Below are 17,129 nucleotides of genomic sequence, written 5' to 3'. Positions count from 1 at the left end.
ACAGGTTATTTCTGAATACGTTTTTCGATTGCGTCCATCAGCATTCCGGTGATCGAGACCGGGAATTCCGCTTCGATTTCACGAATGCAGGTCGGGCTGGTGACGTTCACCTCGGTCAGACGGTCGCCGATGATGTCCAGGCCAACAAAGATCAGGCCTTTGGCTTTGAGCGTTGGGCCGACGCGGCGGGCAATTTCCCAGTCGCTTTCGGTCAGCGGACGCGGTTCGCCGCGGCCACCAGCCGCCAGGTTGCCGCGGGTTTCGCCGCCCTGCGGAATGCGCGCCAGGCAGTAAGGCACCGGCTCGCCGTCCACCACCAGAACGCGCTTGTCGCCGTCGACGATGGCGGGCAGGTAGTTCTGCGCCATGCAGTAGCGCGTGCCCAGCTCGGTCAGGGTTTCGGCAATCACGCCAATGTTCGGGTCGCTCTCTTTCACGCGGAAAATAGACGCGCCGCCCATGCCGTCCAGCGGCTTCATGATGATATCGCCGTGCTTCTGCCAGAAGGCTTTCAACTGGGCCTTGTTGCGCGTTACCAGCGTTTCCGGGGTCAGGTCAGAGAACCAGGCGGTATAGAGCTTCTCGTTACAGTCGCGCAGGCTCTGCGGTTTGTTAACGATCAGCGTGCCTTTCTCTTCTGCGCGCTCAAGGATATAGGTGCAGTAAATGAACTCGGTGTCGAACGGCGGATCTTTACGCATCAGGATAACGTCGAGGTCGGCAAGCTGGATATCCTGCTCGGTGCCGAATTCATACCATTTATCGTAATTCTGCTCGACGCTTAAGAGGCGGGTACGCGCGCGGGCTTCACCGTTGATCAGGTAAAGATCGTTCATCTCCATATAGTGGAGTTCGTAACCGCGGCGCTGGGCTTCCAGCAGCATAGCGAAGCTGGAATCTTTCTTGATGTTAATGTTTGCGATGGGATCCATCACGATGCCGAGCTTGATCATGTTCTTCTCCATTTATACGTCAACCCAGATCGCCAAAACGCACCTGTAGCGCGGTGATGGCAGTGAGCGCAGTTGTCTCAGTACGCAGAACGCGAGGTCCCAACAGAATATCAGTAAACGCGTAACGGGCCGTCATGGCAATTTCGTCCGCCGAAAGGCCGCCTTCGGGGCCAATCAGCAGGCGCACGCGTTCAACGGGCAGCGGCAGCGTGTTGATACTGGCGCTGGCGCGCGGATGAAGATTGAGCTTAAGCCCGGTTTCCTCTTCGGCACACCACGCTTCCAGATCCATCGCCGGGCGGATCTCCGGGATGCGGTTACGTCCGCTCTGTTCGCAGGCAGCAATGGCGATTTTCTGCCACTGCTGGATCTTCTTGTTCAGACGTTCAGCATCCAGTTTAACGCCACAGCGTTCAGAAAAAAGTGGCGTAATGAGGCTTACGCCCAGCTCAATGGATTTCTGAATGGTGAATTCCATCTTCTCACCGCGCGACATCACCTGGCCTAAATGGATGTGCAGCGGGGATTCACGGTCGTCCACCTCGCCGCGCAGCACGTTCACGTGCACGCTCTTTTTATCCGCGCGTGTGATTTCGGCGTCGAATACCTGATTCGACCCATCAAAAAGCTGGATTGCCTGACCCGCGCCCATGCGCAGCACGCGGCCCACGTGGTTTGCGGCGTCGTCAGACAGGGCGATTTCATTGCCCACGGTAATCAGTTCAGGGTGGTAGATGCGGGGAACGCGCATAGTCAGAATTCCATGTGTGGTGCGAGAGAAAATGAATGCCGCTAGTGTAGGTTAGCTCTTTTGCGCCTGGCAAGCCCGCTGGACGTAAGGGTTGTGGTTGCCCTGAACCTTAGCGATGCGCTCGTCGCGCTGGCACTCCCAGTCGGTAACCGGATATTGCTTGTCCCAGGCGTTAAACAGCTGGGTTTGCTGACGCGACAGGTTGAGGTCATAGCGGTCGCGCATGTAGAAGTAGGTGCGGGCGATGCTGCCGCGCGCGCGCGCCGGTGGCTCGGCGACTTTCTCTTTGAAATCAACCTTCATGGCGCACTGTCCGTACTGGCCTTCGCCGCCGTTCCACTGGCCGTACATGAAGTTGCCGCGGTCGCCATTCACTTCGCCCACCGCCGGCTGCAGGTTGTGCATGTCGCTTTCCATCTGGCGATAGACCGGATCTTTGCTGCAGTTTTTGCGTCCGCCGTCCTGCCAGCACTGGCGCTGGTGGCCGAATTGCCAGGCGGGAACCACATGTTCCCATTCGATTCGGCTGGCGCGGTTTTCGTTTTTACGCACTTTGTAGCCGCAGGACTCAAGGTCTACGACCCCTTTTTTGCCCTGCCAGTTAATTTTGCAGCCGCAGTAGAAATCACCCGGTACGTCGGCGTTAACCTTAACGCCCGCGGATTTGGCCTGTGAGAAGCTGTTGATACCTTCGGCCAGCGCCTGGCCTGAGAGAGCGGTTGCCAGAAGCGCAACCGTGAAAGCGAAATTACGGGACATCGTTGACTCCGTGTCAAAATAAGCCCGCAACGTAACGAATGTTGTTCTTGTATGCAATCAGTCAGATCAGGAAAGTTCCTGATTGTGCAAAGGTTATTCGACAACCAGCGGTTCACCGCATTTAACGCAGCGATAGGTCGCTTCTCCGCGCACCACGCGGTTGTGGCGACGCACGGTCAGCTGATGCTGCTGGCACTGGCAGCGATAGGGGAAGGTATTGCGGCGAACGGAACCCAGTTCAAACTGGTGCGTGCGGCGCGCCGGCACGCCGAGGACGGCTTCCATCATCCACTTCCACTCTTTGCCGTGCGGCGCCACGCGGCCAAAGTGTTTCCACACCAGCAGGTGCGCCAGCTCGTGCGGAACCACCTCATCGATAAACGCCTGCGCGTTCTCCAGCATCAGCACCGGGTTCAGGCGGATTTCGTAAGAGTCCAGCCAGGCGGTGCCCGCCGAGGTGCCGCGCTGCTGATAAACCACTTTTGGCTCAGGATAGTTACGTCCGAGCTTCAGGTTTGCCTGGGCGAGTTTTTCCCGCAGGCTGCGCATAACGGCCTGCTGAAGAGCGATAGGAAGGCGGGGAGTTTTCATAGGGGCAGAGCATAAAACGCGAAGCGGGGAGGTGCAAGAGGCACCTCCCGCGCGGTGAATCAGTCGTGTGCGCCGATTTCGCGCAGCGGACGACCTTTCATCAGGTTACGTTCAATATGTTCCAGGGAAACGTGTTTCGTTTCAGGAACCAGCCAGACGGTCAGAATAATGAAGAACAGGTTCAGGCCGGAGTAAACCCAGAAGGTGTTGGCGTTACCGAGGGTGTTGAGCATCGTCAGGAAGGTTGCGCCGACGATCATGTTGGCTACCCAGTTGGTCGCGGTGGAGCAGGTGATACCGAAATCGCGGCCTTTCAGCGGCTGGATCTCAGAACACAGAACCCAAATCAGCGGACCGGCGCTCATCGCAAAACCAACGATGAACATCAGCAGCATCGCCACGGCAAAGTACTGCGCCGTTGGTGAGTGAATGCCCACATGCATCATCGTACCGAGCACGCCCATGCCGACTGCCATCACCAGGAAGCCCAGCGTCAGGGTTGGCTTACGACCCCAGCGGTCAACCAGACCGATAGCGATAAAGGTTGCCAGCACGTTGGTCAGGCCAACGATAACCGTCCCCCACATCTGCTCGGTGGTGTTGGTGTAACCCGCCAGCTCAAAGATTTTTGGCGCGTAGTACATGATGACGTTCATCCCGGTAAACTGCTGCATAACCTGCAGCAGCACGCCGAGGAACACCGCGCGGCGGAAGTTGCTGTTCTCTTTGAACAGCGCCCAGCCGGACTGCTTCACCTTCAGGCTTTCGCGGATCTCTTCCAGCTCGTTTTTCGCCTCAGCGCTGGTATCGCGCAGACGCATCAGCACGCGCTCGGCATCGTGGAAGCGGCGCTTCGCCGCGAACCAGCGCGGGCTGTCCGGCAGGAAGAAGACGCCAATCAGCAGCAGAACGGCAGGGATGATGATCACGCCCAGCATCCAGCGCCATGCACCGCTGTAGCTGAACGCGGTGTCGGACAGGTACGCGCCCAAAATACCGATGGTGATCATCAGCTGATACATTGAAATCATGCTGCCGCGAATTTTTTCTGGCGCGATTTCAGACAGATACAGCGGTGCGGTGTAAGAGGCAACGCCCACGGCCAGACCCAGCAGCACGCGGGAGACCAGCAGCACTTCAACGTTCGGCGCCGCTGCCGAGAACAGCGAACCCGCCACGAACAGGATTGCGCCGATCATCAGGCTCTTTTTACGCCCGAGCTTGAAGGAGAGCCAGCCGCTGCCGACCGCCCCGACCGCCGCACCGAACATCATGGAGCTCACGACCCACTCTTGCGTGTGTGCGTTTATCTGGAATTCATCGGTGATGAAAGGTAATGCACCGGCAATCACGCCGATATCCAGGCCAAAGAGTAATCCTGCCAGGGCTGCGAGGAAGCAGACGAAGAAAGTCATCGCCTTATTGGACGTACGCCCCTGTTTTTTATTGTCAGGCATTATGCCCTCCAGTTGGGTTATCAGTTTTGTCGATGTTAAGGGTAGGTGAGCAACCCGTAAAAATATGTGAGATTAGTCACATAGGTGTAATCGGTTACACTAATGCGTAATCGTAAATGTAATTAAAGCTTTGAAAATATAGAGCTAAATTAATTGATATGCATCGCGGAAAAGCACATTTCAGACTTAACTGAAAGGGAATGTAACAGCAGAAGAAATGCGATCATGCAAAGAGAATAGTCTGAAAGCGGGAGATATTCGCTGCGGTGTAATCGGTTCCATGTGGTGCGGCTTTCTGCCGGGTGGCGGCTGCGCCTTACCCGGCCTACAAATACCGCAAAGCCCGTAGGCCCGCGCAAAGGCGATCGTACAAATGCAAAAGGCCAGCCCGAAGGCTGGCCTTTTAAACGCGATGACGGTCGATTACTTCAGACCGGCAGCTTCACGCAGCAGGGCGGCTTTGTCGGTTTTTTCCCATGGGAAATGTTCGCGACCAAAGTGACCGTATGCAGCGGTTTCCTGGTAGATAGGGTGCAGCAGATCCAGCATCTGAATCAGACCGTAAGGACGCAGGTCGAAGAACTCGCGGACCAGCAGGGTCAGCTGTTCTGAAGGCACTTTTTCGGTACCGAAGGTTTCCACCATGATGGAGGTCGGTTCAGCCACGCCGATAGCGTAGGAAACCTGGATCTCACAGCGGTCAGCCAGGCCCGCGGCAACGATGTTTTTCGCAACATAGCGTGCAGCGTAGGCAGCAGAACGGTCAACTTTAGACGGATCTTTACCGGAGAACGCACCGCCGCCATGGCGAGCCATGCCGCCGTAGGTATCAACGATGATTTTACGGCCGGTCAGGCCGCAGTCGCCCATTGGGCCACCGATAACGAAACGGCCGGTTGGGTTGATGAAGAATTTGGTCGCGGAGCTCAGCCATTCAGTTGGCAGAACCGGCTTGATGATCTCTTCCATCACCGCTTCCTGCAGGGATTTCTGGTCAATATCTTCGGCGTGCTGAGTGGACAGAACCACGGCATCGATACCAACGATTTTGCCGTCGTCATACTGGAAGGTGACCTGGCTTTTCGCATCCGGGCGCAGCCACGGCAGGGTGCCGTTTTTACGCACTTCGCCCTGACGCTGCACCAGACGGTGCGCGTAGGTCACAGGCGCTGGCATCAGCACGTCGGTTTCGTTGGTTGCGTAGCCAAACATCAGGCCCTGGTCGCCCGCGCCCTGTTCCAGCGGATCGGCACGGTCAACGCCCTGGTTGATGTCAGGAGACTGTTTGCCAATGGCGCTCAGTACCGCGCAAGAGTTGGCATCAAAGCCCATATCAGAATGCACATAGCCGATTTCACGCACCGTGTTACGGGTGATCTCTTCGATATCAACCCAAGCGCTGGTGGTGATCTCACCGCCAACCAGAACCATGCCGGTTTTGACATAGGTTTCACACGCTACGCGCGCTTTCGGATCCTGAGCGAGGATCGCATCCAGCACCGCATCGGAGATTTGGTCAGCAATTTTATCAGGATGTCCTTCTGATACGGACTCGGACGTAAACAGGTGTTTTGCCATGTTTTATTTCACCTAAGAGGAATTTGGTTAGCTCAAGCTGCTGTGTGGAATAGCCTATGGAGATAATTCTACCAAGGCCTGCAGGTTTTTGACACTGGCAGTCTGAGTGTTAATCGGTATGGATGGATTAACATCTGGACGTCTATTTTAGGTCACTTCTTCGCCCGATTTCCAGTTTTTTTTGATTCAGCTCTCACTGCGTTGAAATGGCGGCTGGAAATTTTTCCTGACGCTGCTGGCAACACGCGCATTTTTGTTTTGCTTTTTAGCCCCCTTCTCGGTATAAAACGCGGCGCGCGGCTCATATAAAATAAGCGCTCGATGAACTCATCGTGTCGCCACTTCCAGCCGGGTTAAGCAGTGAACATTTAGCTTTGGCTTGTGGTCCGTTTCAGCAGGAACGGCCGTGGAGGTGATAACAGATAATGAACCATCGTTTTCCGCTAATTCAGCGCAGCCGTTCTGGCGCGCATTTGATTCCCGCAACCCGCAAATCTAGTCTGCAAACCTGCCGATGTTATACCCATCTCGGTGCTTCTCAGGACTCCAGGGCCGGTCACGCTCTGTGAAAACTGAACAAGGGCGCTCTTGTTAATTCAGGAGTTTTCTCGTGGTTTCGCCGAACCTGTCATACAGAGTTCGGATACGTGTTTTACAATGATATGAATAAGAAACCGGTCGCACGGTCTGGATTTCAGCATTCTCTGCTGGGAAACCGGGCCGTTTATGGGTTGTTATCGCCGTATAACGCTGCGATAGTAGTCAACTGTTTTACACTTAATACAAAGAGTTGAGGTTCGCTATGTCTGACGACATGTCTTCGGTTTCGCCTTCGTCAGCAGGCGACCAGGGTGTACTACGTTCTATGCAGGAGGTTGCGATGAGCTCCGAGGAAGCCAGCAAGATGCTGCGCACATACAATATTGCCTGGTGGGGCAATAACTACTACGACGTCAACGAGCTGGGCCACATCAGCGTTTGCCCGGATCCCGACGTCCCTGAAGCGCGCGTGGATCTCGCTAAGCTGGTGAAAGCCCGCGAAGCGCAGGGCCAGCGTTTGCCTGCACTGTTCTGCTTCCCGCAGATCCTGCAACATCGCCTGCGTTCCATTAACGCCGCCTTCAAACGCGCGCGTGAATCTTACGGCTATAAGGGCGACTACTTCCTGGTTTACCCGATCAAGGTGAACCAGCATCGCCGCGTCATTGAATCCCTGATCCACTCCGGCGAGCCGCTGGGCCTGGAAGCAGGTTCCAAAGCCGAGCTGATGGCGGTTCTGGCGCACGCGGGCATGACTCGTTCGGTGATCGTCTGTAACGGCTATAAAGACCGTGAATACATTCGTCTGGCGCTGATCGGCGAGAAGATGGGCCACAAGGTCTATCTGGTTATCGAGAAGATGACCGAAATCGCCATCGTGCTGGAAGAGGCCGAGCGTCTGAACGTTATCCCGCGCCTCGGCGTGCGTGCGCGTCTGGCGTCCCAGGGCTCCGGTAAATGGCAGTCCTCCGGCGGCGAAAAATCCAAGTTCGGCCTCGCGGCGAACCAGGTTCTCCAGCTGGTGGAGATCCTGCGGGAACGCGGTCGTCTGGACAGCATTCAGCTGCTGCACTTCCACCTCGGCTCGCAGATGGCGAACATTCGCGATATCGCCACCGGCGTGCGCGAATCGGCCCGTTTCTACGTTGAGCTGCACAAGCTCGGCGTCAACATTCAGTGCTTCGACGTGGGCGGCGGCCTGGGCGTGGACTACGAAGGGACCCGCTCGCAGTCTGACTGCTCGGTAAACTACGGCCTGAACGAGTACGCCAACAACATCATCTGGGCGATTGGCGACGCCTGTGAAGAGAACGGCCTGCCGCACCCGACGGTGATCACCGAGTCTGGCCGCGCGGTGACCGCGCACCACACCGTCCTGGTGTCCAACATCATCGGCGTGGAGCGTAGCGAAACCACCGAAGCGACGCCTCCGGCGGACGATGCCCCGCGTTCCCTGCAAAGCATGTGGGAAACCTGGCAGGAGATGCACGAGCCGGGCACGCGCCGTTCCCTGCGCGAATGGCTGCACGATAGCCAGATGGATCTGCATGATATTCACGTCGGCTACTCTTCAGGCACCTTCAGCCTGCAGGAGCGCGCGTGGGCAGAGCAGCTCTATCTGAACATGTGCCACGAAGTGCAGAAGCAGCTTGATCCGAGCAACCGCGCGCACCGTCCGATTATCGACGAGCTGCAGGAGCGTATGGCGGACAAGATTTACGTCAACTTCTCCCTGTTCCAGTCGATGCCGGATGCCTGGGGTATCGATCAGCTGTTCCCGGTTCTGCCGCTGGAAGGGCTGAACCACGCCCCTGAGCGTCGCGCGGTGCTGCTGGACATCACCTGCGACTCCGACGGCGCTATCGATCACTACGTGGACGGCGACGGTATTGCGACCACCATGCCGATGCCGGAGTACGACCCGGAGAACCCGCCGATGCTGGGCTTCTTTATGGTCGGTGCGTATCAGGAGATCCTCGGTAACATGCACAACCTGTTCGGCGATACCGAAGCGGTTGACGTGTTTGTCTTCCCTGACGGCAGCGTGGAAGTTGAGTTGTCCGACGAAGGGGATACCGTGGCGGACATGCTGGAGTACGTGCAGCTCGATCCGAAAACCCTGCTGACCCAGTTCCGCGACCAGGTGAAAAACACCGGTCTGGACGACGCGCTGCAGCAGCAGTTCCTGGAAGAGTTTGAAGCGGGTCTGTACGGGTATACGTACCTGGAAGACGAGTAGGAAAATCACCCTCTCCCGGTGGGAGAGGGGCGGGGTGAGGGCAACAGGCTGCTGTACCGCTGATGCCCGGTGGCGCTGTGCTTACCGGGCCTACGAATGTAGGCCGGATAAGGCGGAGCCGTCATCCGGCAGAATGCTATACTCTCTTGAACCCGTATGAATTAACGGCGATAATTCGCCCCAATCAGCGATTTACGAATCAATCCCTTCCTCGTCGGGTTTAACGACGCGGAGGGGATTTTTTTTCATCCGTTTTTAATGTATCGACTTTAAAAGAGGTCAGGTCATGAGCACTTTAGGTCATCAGTACGATAACTCTCTGGTATCTAACGCGTTTGGTTTTTTACGCCTTCCAATGAATTTCCAGCCCTACGACAGCGACGCTGACTGGGTGATCACCGGCGTGCCGTTTGATATGGCTACCTCTGGCCGCGCGGGCGGTCGTCACGGCCCGGCGGCAATCCGTCAGGTGTCCACTAACCTGGCCTGGGAGCACAACCGCTTCCCGTGGAACTTCGACATGCGCGAGCGCCTGAACGTGGTGGACTGCGGCGACCTGGTCTACGCCTTCGGCGACGCGCGTGAAATGAGCGAAAAGCTGCAGGCCCACGCCGAGAAGCTGCTGGCTGCCGGCAAGCGTATGCTCTCCTTCGGCGGCGACCACTTCGTGACCCTGCCGCTGCTGCGCGCGCACGCGAAACACTTCGGCAAAATGGCGCTGGTTCACTTTGACGCCCACACCGACACCTACGCGAACGGCTGCGAATTCGACCACGGCACCATGTTCTTCACCGCACCGAAAGAAGGCCTGATCGATCCGAACCACTCCGTGCAGATTGGTATTCGTACCGAGTTCGACAAAGACAACGGCTTTACCGTGCTGGACGCCTGCCAGGTGAACGATCGCGGCGTGGACGACATCATCGCGCAGGTGAAGCAGATCGTCGGCGATATGCCTGTCTACCTGACCTTCGACATCGACTGCCTGGATCCGGCGTTTGCACCGGGCACCGGTACGCCGGTGATCGGCGGCCTGACTTCTGACCGCGCCATCAAGCTGGTGCGCGGTCTGAAGGATCTGAACATCGTGGGGATGGACGTGGTGGAAGTGGCTCCGGCCTATGACCAGTCCGAGATCACCGCGCTGGCCGCGGCGACCCTGGCGCTGGAAATGCTCTACATCCAGGCGGCGAAAAAAGGCGAATAAGCCTAGACGCCGAGTGCTGCTGCGCGACGCATGCGCAGCAGCAACATTCCTCCCGCCAGCAGGGTAACGACCTGCGACACGACCAGCACCGAAAATCCGGAGCTGACCGACCCCATTGATTTCATCACCATCCCCATCAGCAGCGGAATAAACGCCGCGCAAATATTCCCGATCCCGTTAATGATTCCGTATGCGCTGCCCACCGCTTCCCGCGCGGCGTGATGCTGGATAACCGCTGGGATTGCCGCGCCCTGAAGCCCCCAGAAGACGTTCGCCGAAAGCATAAACAGCGCCAGCCATGCGGGCTGATGGCTCAGCATCAGCGCGACAACGGACAGCGCCGTTAGCGCCCCGCCCGCCACAAAAAGCAGCGGCGCCTGCTCCGGGCGCATTTTGTCGAGCAGCACCCCGCCGAGGAATTTAGAGCCCAGGCTCAGCAGGAAGGGAATGGCCGCCAGCCAGCCCGTGGCGTGCAGCGAGAAGTGGTGCTCGTCGCGCAGCCATGCGGGCAGCCACGCGCTGCTGCCCCAGAGATAGCTCAGCGTGGCGATTTCAACCAGCAGGATCCAGCCCAGCAGGGGCGTTTGCCACGCCAGGGTGAAGGTCTGCACAAAGCCCGGCCTGACGGCGTTCACCGTCCGCGCCGGAGCGGGCAGGAAACGCCAGATGAGGCCGCCCCCGAGAACCAGGTTGATCGCCGCCAGCGCATAGAACGAGCCGGCCCAGCCGAGATGGGCCATCAGCCAGGTGACCAGCGGAAAGCCGACCGCCAGCCCGAGGGAAACGCCCAGCGCGGTCACGGCATTGGGTTTGCCGATCTCCTCTGCGCTAAAGCTGTCGCTAATGAAGCGCGTTTTCATCGAAAAGAGCGGCCCTTCGGCAATCCCCAAAATGACGCGGGCGATGAGCATCCCCATCAGCGAGCCGAGCAGGGGGGAAATCGCGCACACCGCGGCCCAAATCGCAATGCTGCTTAATAATCCCTGCCGGTAATGCAGCTTGCTTTCAATAACTGGCGTTAATAATAAAGCCGAAAAACCATAACCCAGCAGAAAGCAGGTCATCAGCATTCCCTGTAACATTCTGTTTTCATTTAGCCGAAAATGTTCGGCAAATTCTGGGTTTAAAATCATTACCGAGATATTTACCCGGTCGACGTAGGAAATAATAATGAGTAATAACAGTGCAATTGTGCCTTGCCATCTTGCCGTCATAAATCCTGCCTTGTGCTTGCGTTTATTTATATTTTTATCAGTGTGATTGTCACGGAGCTAAAATGGTTCACCTGTGAAACTCATTGTTTATAAACGATAAAATAAAAATGAGTTTCATATATGAAACACCGAATCCGGCATCTCTTTTATTTTTAAGGAACAAAAAGAAAAGAAGTCAATATCTCTTTATTCAAATTTAAAGCCATCGATAAATCGTATTCATTCACGCCGTAATAATGAAAATTTCATATCGCTGCATTTTTTCGTGATCCTTTGCACACTTAGTTAATTAATTGCCTTTCGATTAACAAATTCGTCACATTGATGCTTGACGAAACATTCATCGCTTTTATATTGACCGTATTAAATAAGAAACAGAGTTTCATATATGAAACAAAAGCCTGGAGGATCGTGATGAGCTGGATAGGCGTATGTGACGCAGAGCAAGTACAGGAAGATTTCCCTTTTAGCGGCAGCGTCGAGGGTAAAGAGATCGGCGTTTATTTGATTGACGGTGAATATTACGCGCTGGAAGACGTATGTCCGCACGCTTATGCCCTGCTGAGCCAGGGATTTGTGGAAGACGGCAAGGTGGAATGCCCGCTGCACGAGGCGGTTTTCGACGTCAAAACCGGCCAGTGCCTGCACGGCCCCGGTGGCCGCAACCTTAACCGCTACCCGGTGCGGGTCTTTGAAAACCAAATCCAGATTACCTTTGTCGAGGAGACCGTGGCATGAGCGATACCCTGAACTTCAACCCGGCGCTGCCGGAGAGCCGCCAGTTTGCCCCGCCTGCGGAGGGCGGCAACGGCGCCATCCATAAGCCGGGTGATTACCAGAATCTGATCTGGCAGACGCGCAGCCGCGAGCCGGAAAGCTGGGAGCTGAATCTCATCGCCACGCTGGAAGATCTCTTTGAACAGGGCGCGGAAACCCTGCCGGATCTGGTCAACGGGCTGAACGCCGTGCGCATGCACGACCAGCAGGGCGAGCCGTGGAGCGAGTCCAGCTTCCAGGCATTCTTACAGGTTAACGGCTACTGAGGGCAAAGCGATGACGACTACCGTACAAAACTATCTCGATAAGGGTCTGCGCGGCCTCTGGTATCCGGTGCTGTCCAGCTGGGAAGTGCAGTCTGCTCCTGTGGGCATTACCCGCCTGGGCGAGCAGATTGTGGTCTGGCGCAACAAAGACGGCCAGGTGCAGGCGCTGGAAGACCGCTGTCCGCATCGCGGCGCGCGTCTGTCGATGGGCTGGAACCTCGGCGACCGCATCGCCTGCTGGTATCACGGCGTGGAAGTGGCGGGCAACGGCGAGGTGAAAGATGTGCCCGCCGTGGATAAATGCCCGCTGGTCGGCCAGCAGTGCGTGCGCAGCTATAGCGTGCAGGAAGCGCACGGCGCCATCTTCCTGTGGTTCGGCGTCACCGCCGACCAGCAGCCGGACGCGCTGACCTTCCCGGACGAGCTCGCAGACACGGAGAACTTCAGCAACTTCCTCTGCACCGCGGCGTGGAAATGCAACTACCAGTACGCGCTGGAAAACGTCATGGACCCGATGCACGGCACCTATCTGCACTCGTCGTCGCACTCGATGGCGGAAGGGGATCGCAAGGCTGACATGGTGCTCCAGCCAACCAAAACCGGCTTTATTTTCGAGAAAAAAGGCCAGAGCGGCGTCAACTTCGACTGGGTCGAGCTGGGCAACAGCGGCACCTGCTGGATGCGCCTGTCCATCCCCTATAAGAAGCGCTTCGGGCCGGGCGGCCACTTCTTTATCGTCGGCATGGTGGTGCCGGAAGATAACGACAACTGCCGCGTCTTCTTCTGGCGCATCCGCCGCGTTCAGGGCTGGCAGCGCGACATGTGGCGCTTCATGTACCGCAACCGTCTGGAAAAACTGCACTGGGAAGTGCTCGAGCAGGATCGCGTGGTGCTGGAAAGCCTGGCACCAAACGCCCGCGACCACGAATACCTTTACCAGCACGACGTCGGCCTCTCCCGACTGCGCCGCATGATGCAAAAGGCGGCGAAAGAGCAGCTGGCGACGCGCGAAGAGCAGCAGGGAGCCGCCTGATGAATGGCCTGCTGAGCGGCAAGCGCATTGTCGTGACCGGCGCGGCGCGTGGGCTGGGCTATCACTTTGCCAGAGCCTGCGCGGAGCAGGGCGCGGCGGTGGTGATGTGCGACATCCTCGAAGGCGAGCTGGCTGAAAGCGCCCACGGGCTGCGCGAGCGGGGCTTTGCGATCGAATCGCAGGTTATCGATCTGGCCGATCCGCACTCCATAGAACGGGTCTTCAGCGCCGTTGGCGAAAAAGGGCAAATTGACGGCCTGGTGAACAACGCGGCGATGGCGACCGGCGTGGGCGGCAAAGACATGCTCGATTACGATCCGGATCTCTGGGATCGGGTGATGCGCGTCAACGTCAAAGGCACCTGGCTGGTGACCCGCGCCGCCGTGCCGCTGCTGCGCGACGGGGCGGGGATCGTGAACGTGGCGTCCGACACCGCGCTGTGGGGCGCGCCGCGCCTGATGGCCTACGTCGCCAGCAAGGGCGCGGTGATTGCCATGACCCGCTCAATGGCCCGCGAGCTGGGCGAAAAACGCATTCGCATCAACGCCATCGCCCCGGGGTTAACCCGCGTCGAGGCAACCGAATATGTCCCCGCCGAGCGGCATCAGCTGTATGAAAACGGCCGCGCGCTGGCGGGCGCGCAGCAGCCGGAAGATGTCACCGGCAGCGTGGTCTGGCTGCTCAGCGATCTGTCGCGGTTCATTACCGGGCAGCTGATCCCGGTCAACGGCGGTTTCGTCTTTAACTAAGGTAGAGCGAGTATGGCAAACGATCGGGAAGTGAAGTATCTGGTGCCGGGGCTGGAACGCGGCCTGCAGCTGCTGTTGGCCTTCGGCGAGCAGCATCGCGAACTGACCTTTGCCGAACTGCACCGGCTGGTAGATATGCCAAAAGCCACCGCCTACCGCGTGGTGCAGACGCTGGAGTTCATGGGCTTTCTGGAGCGCAACGCGCGCACCAATACCTTCTCGCTGGGCATGAACGTGCTGCGCCTCGGCTTTGAGTACATCGCCTCGCTGGACGTGGCGCAGGTCGGCCAGCCGGTGATCGAGCAGCTGCGCGACGTGAGCCAGTGCAGCAGCCATCTGGCGATCCGCGACGGGCGCGACATTATCTACATCGCCCGCGTCAGCGCCGCCGGATCGCGCATCAATCAGGTCAGCATTGGCACCCGCCTGCCGGTGCACTGCACCTCCCTCGGGCGTATGCTGCTGACCGACATTTCCCGCGCTGATTTCGAACAGCTGTTCCCGCAGGAGCGCCTGCCGGGCAACACGCCGGGCCAGCTTCACGACCGCGAAGCCCTGTGGCAGATGGTGCAGCAGGACAAAGCCCGGGGATACGTGATTGGCGAATCCTTCTTCCGCCACGGCATCTCCTCCATCGTCTACCCGGTGTACGACCGAAGCGGACGCGTGGCGGCGGTGGTCAGCATTCTGGTGCCGTCGGAGGAGATCCCGCAGGCCGACCGCGAGCGTCTGCAAAACGAGGTTCGCCTCGCGGCGGATAAAATTTCTGGCTTCTTAGGATACCTGTCACAGGCCAGTTAAATCAGTGAGTTAACGTCAGGCGCTTGAGTGCGTCGGGCATGTTTTACGCCCAATTTGGGCCAGATGAGGCAACGAACGATGAGTGTAACCGGAATTGAAAAGCTGGAATTTGGCGTGGAAGACCTGACGCACTGCGCCAAATTTATGCGTGATTTTGGCCTGACGGGCGATGCCAGCGGCCAGCGCTTTACCACCCTGAGCGGCGCGCGCGTGGAGCTTAACCCGATTGACAGCCCCGACCTGCCGCCGGCGTTTGAAGCGGGCAACACCCTGCGCCGGATGACCTGGGCGGTGGCTACCCGGCAGGATCTGGAGGCGCTGCGCCCGAAGCTTGCGCAGCAGCCCGGCTTTCGCGAAGTGGGCGACGCGCTGGAGTGCCTCGACCCGAACGGCATGACCCTGCGCGTGCAGGTCAGCCAGCAGACCGACGTAGAGCTGAACGTGGAGCCTATCAACCAGTGGGGCGACGCGCGCCGCATCGACACGCCGAGCCCGGTTTACGAACGCGCCCAGCCGATTAACGTGGGGCACGTGGTGTTCTTCGTGGAGGAGCTGGCGGCGGTGGAGACATTCTATCGCGAGGTGCTCGGCTTCCAGGTGTCTGACCGCTACATCAACCGCGCCGTGTTCCTGCGCTGCGGCGCGCGCGGCGGGCATCACAACCTGTTCCTGCTGCAGCTGCCGAACCGCAGGCGCGGCCTGAACCACGTGGCCTTCACCGTGCGCGACATCCACGAGGTGATCGGCGGCGGTATCGCGATGAATAAAAATGAGTGGAGCACCTTTATCGGGCCGGGCCGCCATCCGGTGTCGTCGGCCTATTTCTGGTACGTCAACAGCCCGACCGGCGGCGCGTTTGAGTACTACACCAACGACGATTACCTGACCGAAAACTGGCAGCCGCGCGAGCTGGAGCACTCTCTGGTCTCCTTTACCGAATGGGCGGTGGAGGGCGGCATCGACCACGATACGCGCCGCCAGCAGAAAAAGCCGGAGGCGGTATGACGTCGCGCATTGTCATTATCGGCGGCGGCCAGGCGGGCGGCTGGGCGGCGAAAACCCTGCGCGACGAGGGCTTCGACGGCGAGATTTGCGTGGTGGCGGAAGAGGAGTGGGATTTCTACGAGCGTCCGCCGCTGTCTAAAGCGTCTTTGCTGGAGCCGGACGCGGCGCTCCCGCGCCTGTTTACCGACGAGGCGCAGCGGGCGCTGAACCTGACCTGGCACCGACCGCTGCGCGCGGTGCAGATCGACCGCGACGCGAAAACGGTAATGTTAAGCAGCGGCGAACGCCTTAGTTACAACATGCTTTTACTGGCCACCGGAGGGCGGGCGCGCCTGCCGGGCGAAGCGTGGTCAAGGCATCCGCAGGTCTACACCCTGCGCCACTGGCAGGACGCGCAGCGCCTGAAGCGTCGCCTCGCGGAAAGCCGCCAGCTGGCGATTATCGGCGGCGGGTGGATCGGCCTGGAGATTGCCGCCTCCGCGCGCAAAAGCGGCGTGGCGGTCACGCTGTTCGAGCAGCAGCCCGCGCTGTGCATGCGCTCGGTGAGCGGCGAGGTCTCGCAGCGTTTAGCCACAATGCATCGCGAGCAGGGCGTGCAGATCCGCACCGGCTGCGGCGCGCTGGAGCTGGAAGACGACAGCGGCCTGCCGGTTATCCACTGCGACGGCCAGCGCGAAACCTTTGACGCGGTGGTGGTGGGGATCGGCGTCGATCTCAACCTGGAGCTGGCGCGGGACGCGGGGCTGAAGACCGAGCGCGGGATCGTCGTGGATGCTCAGGGGCGCACCTCGGATCCGTTCATCTTTGCCGCCGGGGACGTGGCCCAGCACCATCGCTACGGCCTGTGCATTCAGTCCTGGGCTTTCGCCCAGAACCAGGCGGTGGCGACGGCGAAAGCGATGCTTAACCCCGACGCTCCGGGCTACGACGAGGCGCCGTGGCTATGGTCGGATCAATACCAGCACAACATCCAGATCCTCGGCATTCCGCAGCCGGGCGGCAGCACCATCGTGCGGGAAGACGCGCTGTACTTCTCGCTGGACGACGGCGGGCGGCTGACGCAGCTGGTGGCGTTCAACGATGCGCGCACCGTCAAGCTGGCGAAGCGCTGGATGGCGGCAGGGCGGGATCTCTCTGACGTGCCGCTCGCCGACCCGGCTTTTTCACTGATGTCATTGCGATAGCTAACCCGCACCCGTAGGGGGAGAC

At 58.7% G+C, this 17,129-nt stretch carries 18 protein-coding genes; 11 read left to right on the top strand and 7 right to left on the bottom strand.

Going from position 1 to position 17,129, the window contains the following annotated elements; translation table 11 throughout:
- Nucleotides 1-5: 5 nt before the first annotated feature.
- From gshB to metK, 6 genes are all read right to left on the bottom strand, one after another.
- Nucleotides 6-953, bottom strand: coding sequence for a glutathione synthase (gene gshB, locus AB6V08_RS12665; RefSeq protein ID WP_368543030.1), 948 nt, complete (start codon nt 951-953; stop codon nt 6-8).
- A gap of 19 nt (nt 954-972) precedes the next feature.
- Nucleotides 973-1,704, bottom strand: coding sequence for a 16S rRNA (uracil(1498)-N(3))-methyltransferase (gene rsmE, locus AB6V08_RS12660; protein WP_368543028.1), 732 nt, complete (start codon nt 1,702-1,704; stop codon nt 973-975).
- Nucleotides 1,705-1,755: 51 nt separating this feature from the next.
- Nucleotides 1,756-2,463, bottom strand: coding sequence for a deoxyribonuclease I (gene endA / locus AB6V08_RS12655; protein WP_368543026.1), 708 nt, complete (start codon nt 2,461-2,463; stop codon nt 1,756-1,758).
- Nucleotides 2,464-2,556: 93 nt separating this feature from the next.
- Nucleotides 2,557-3,054 carry a SprT family zinc-dependent metalloprotease gene (locus AB6V08_RS12650; RefSeq protein ID WP_368543024.1) on the bottom strand — a complete coding sequence of 166 codons (498 nt, stop codon included), beginning with the start codon at nt 3,052-3,054 and terminating at the stop codon, nt 2,557-2,559.
- Between the two features lie 59 nt (nt 3,055-3,113).
- Nucleotides 3,114-4,511 carry a galactose/proton symporter gene (gene galP / locus AB6V08_RS12645; protein ID WP_368543022.1) on the bottom strand — a complete coding sequence of 466 codons (1,398 nt, stop codon included), beginning with the start codon at nt 4,509-4,511 and terminating at the stop codon, nt 3,114-3,116.
- 423 nt (nt 4,512-4,934) lie between these two features.
- On the bottom strand, nt 4,935-6,089 hold the full coding sequence (metK, locus tag AB6V08_RS12640; protein ID WP_368543020.1) for a methionine adenosyltransferase: 1,155 nt from the start codon (nt 6,087-6,089) through the stop codon (nt 4,935-4,937).
- 425 nt (nt 6,090-6,514) lie between these two features.
- Between metK and AB6V08_RS23235 the strand changes: the two genes are divergently transcribed.
- The 4 genes from AB6V08_RS23235 (at nt 6,515) to speB (ending at nt 10,075) form a co-directional block, all read left to right on the top strand.
- On the top strand, nt 6,515-6,658 hold the full coding sequence (locus AB6V08_RS23235) for a hypothetical protein (RefSeq protein ID WP_439649880.1): 144 nt from the start codon (nt 6,515-6,517) through the stop codon (nt 6,656-6,658).
- Between the two features lie 93 nt (nt 6,659-6,751).
- Nucleotides 6,752-6,883 carry an acid stress response protein YqgB gene (gene yqgB, locus AB6V08_RS12635; RefSeq protein WP_368543018.1) on the top strand — a complete coding sequence of 44 codons (132 nt, stop codon included), beginning with the start codon at nt 6,752-6,754 and terminating at the stop codon, nt 6,881-6,883.
- Nucleotides 6,884-6,891: 8 nt separating this feature from the next.
- Complete coding sequence (speA, locus tag AB6V08_RS12630) at nt 6,892-8,868, top strand: biosynthetic arginine decarboxylase (RefSeq protein WP_368543016.1); 1,977 nt, start codon at nt 6,892-6,894, stop codon at nt 8,866-8,868.
- Between the two features lie 286 nt (nt 8,869-9,154).
- Nucleotides 9,155-10,075 (top strand): agmatinase, encoded by a 921-nt coding sequence (gene speB / locus AB6V08_RS12625; protein ID WP_058608614.1) that lies wholly within the window; start codon nt 9,155-9,157, stop codon nt 10,073-10,075.
- Nucleotides 10,076-10,077: 2 nt separating this feature from the next.
- On the opposite strand, the gene AB6V08_RS12620 is transcribed toward speB, so the two are convergent.
- Nucleotides 10,078-11,289 carry an MFS transporter gene (locus tag AB6V08_RS12620; RefSeq protein WP_368543013.1) on the bottom strand — a complete coding sequence of 404 codons (1,212 nt, stop codon included), beginning with the start codon at nt 11,287-11,289 and terminating at the stop codon, nt 10,078-10,080.
- 414 nt (nt 11,290-11,703) lie between these two features.
- Between AB6V08_RS12620 and AB6V08_RS12615 the strand changes: the two genes are divergently transcribed.
- From AB6V08_RS12615 to AB6V08_RS12585, 7 genes are all read left to right on the top strand, one after another.
- Complete coding sequence (locus AB6V08_RS12615) at nt 11,704-12,027, top strand: Rieske (2Fe-2S) protein (protein WP_061097121.1); 324 nt, start codon at nt 11,704-11,706, stop codon at nt 12,025-12,027.
- Nucleotides 12,024-12,332, top strand: coding sequence for a recombinase-like helix-turn-helix domain-containing protein (locus AB6V08_RS12610; protein WP_368543011.1), 309 nt, complete (start codon nt 12,024-12,026; stop codon nt 12,330-12,332). The genes AB6V08_RS12615 and AB6V08_RS12610 overlap by 4 nt, the downstream gene beginning before the upstream one ends.
- Before the next feature lie 10 nt (nt 12,333-12,342).
- Nucleotides 12,343-13,365 (top strand): Rieske 2Fe-2S domain-containing protein, encoded by a 1,023-nt coding sequence (locus AB6V08_RS12605; protein WP_368543009.1) that lies wholly within the window; start codon nt 12,343-12,345, stop codon nt 13,363-13,365.
- On the top strand, nt 13,365-14,114 hold the full coding sequence (locus AB6V08_RS12600) for an SDR family oxidoreductase (RefSeq protein ID WP_368543007.1): 750 nt from the start codon (nt 13,365-13,367) through the stop codon (nt 14,112-14,114). Before AB6V08_RS12605 ends, AB6V08_RS12600 begins: the two co-directional genes overlap by 1 nt.
- A gap of 12 nt (nt 14,115-14,126) precedes the next feature.
- The gene (locus AB6V08_RS12595; RefSeq protein WP_368543005.1) at nt 14,127-14,915 is read left to right on the top strand and encodes an IclR family transcriptional regulator; all 789 of its coding nucleotides are present in this window, start codon (nt 14,127-14,129) and stop codon (nt 14,913-14,915) included.
- Nucleotides 14,916-14,993: 78 nt separating this feature from the next.
- The gene (locus AB6V08_RS12590; RefSeq protein WP_368543003.1) at nt 14,994-15,920 is read left to right on the top strand and encodes a VOC family protein; all 927 of its coding nucleotides are present in this window, start codon (nt 14,994-14,996) and stop codon (nt 15,918-15,920) included.
- A complete protein-coding gene (locus tag AB6V08_RS12585) occupies nt 15,917-17,104 on the top strand; it encodes an NAD(P)/FAD-dependent oxidoreductase (protein ID WP_368543001.1) in 1,188 nt (395 codons plus the stop codon). Before AB6V08_RS12590 ends, AB6V08_RS12585 begins: the two co-directional genes overlap by 4 nt.
- Nucleotides 17,105-17,129: the final 25 nt, after the last annotated feature.

It is taken from the genome of Enterobacter soli, assembly GCF_964208575.1.
In the GTDB taxonomy this organism is placed as follows: domain Bacteria; phylum Pseudomonadota; class Gammaproteobacteria; order Enterobacterales; family Enterobacteriaceae; genus Enterobacter; species Enterobacter soli_A.
Note: the sequence above shows the minus strand (reverse complement) of the source record. Positions and strands in the feature narration are given on the sequence as shown.

Coding starts and splice junctions, on each gene's coding strand:
- gshB (WP_368543030.1), bottom strand. CDS start 953: ATGATCAAGCTCGGCATCGTGATGGATCCCATCGCAAACATTAACATC.
- rsmE (WP_368543028.1), bottom strand. CDS start 1,704: ATGCGCGTTCCCCGCATCTACCACCCTGAACTGATTACCGTGGGCAAT.
- endA (WP_368543026.1), bottom strand. CDS start 2,463: ATGTCCCGTAATTTCGCTTTCACGGTTGCGCTTCTGGCAACCGCTCTC.
- AB6V08_RS12650 (WP_368543024.1), bottom strand. CDS start 3,054: ATGAAAACTCCCCGCCTTCCTATCGCTCTTCAGCAGGCCGTTATGCGC.
- galP (WP_368543022.1), bottom strand. CDS start 4,511: ATGCCTGACAATAAAAAACAGGGGCGTACGTCCAATAAGGCGATGACT.
- metK (WP_368543020.1), bottom strand. CDS start 6,089: ATGGCAAAACACCTGTTTACGTCCGAGTCCGTATCAGAAGGACATCCT.
- AB6V08_RS23235 (WP_439649880.1), top strand. CDS start 6,515: ATGAACCATCGTTTTCCGCTAATTCAGCGCAGCCGTTCTGGCGCGCAT.
- yqgB (WP_368543018.1), top strand. CDS start 6,752: ATGAATAAGAAACCGGTCGCACGGTCTGGATTTCAGCATTCTCTGCTG.
- speA (WP_368543016.1), top strand. CDS start 6,892: ATGTCTGACGACATGTCTTCGGTTTCGCCTTCGTCAGCAGGCGACCAG.
- speB (WP_058608614.1), top strand. CDS start 9,155: ATGAGCACTTTAGGTCATCAGTACGATAACTCTCTGGTATCTAACGCG.
- AB6V08_RS12620 (WP_368543013.1), bottom strand. CDS start 11,289: ATGACGGCAAGATGGCAAGGCACAATTGCACTGTTATTACTCATTATT.
- AB6V08_RS12615 (WP_061097121.1), top strand. CDS start 11,704: ATGAGCTGGATAGGCGTATGTGACGCAGAGCAAGTACAGGAAGATTTC.
- AB6V08_RS12610 (WP_368543011.1), top strand. CDS start 12,024: ATGAGCGATACCCTGAACTTCAACCCGGCGCTGCCGGAGAGCCGCCAG.
- AB6V08_RS12605 (WP_368543009.1), top strand. CDS start 12,343: ATGACGACTACCGTACAAAACTATCTCGATAAGGGTCTGCGCGGCCTC.
- AB6V08_RS12600 (WP_368543007.1), top strand. CDS start 13,365: ATGAATGGCCTGCTGAGCGGCAAGCGCATTGTCGTGACCGGCGCGGCG.
- AB6V08_RS12595 (WP_368543005.1), top strand. CDS start 14,127: ATGGCAAACGATCGGGAAGTGAAGTATCTGGTGCCGGGGCTGGAACGC.
- AB6V08_RS12590 (WP_368543003.1), top strand. CDS start 14,994: ATGAGTGTAACCGGAATTGAAAAGCTGGAATTTGGCGTGGAAGACCTG.
- AB6V08_RS12585 (WP_368543001.1), top strand. CDS start 15,917: ATGACGTCGCGCATTGTCATTATCGGCGGCGGCCAGGCGGGCGGCTGG.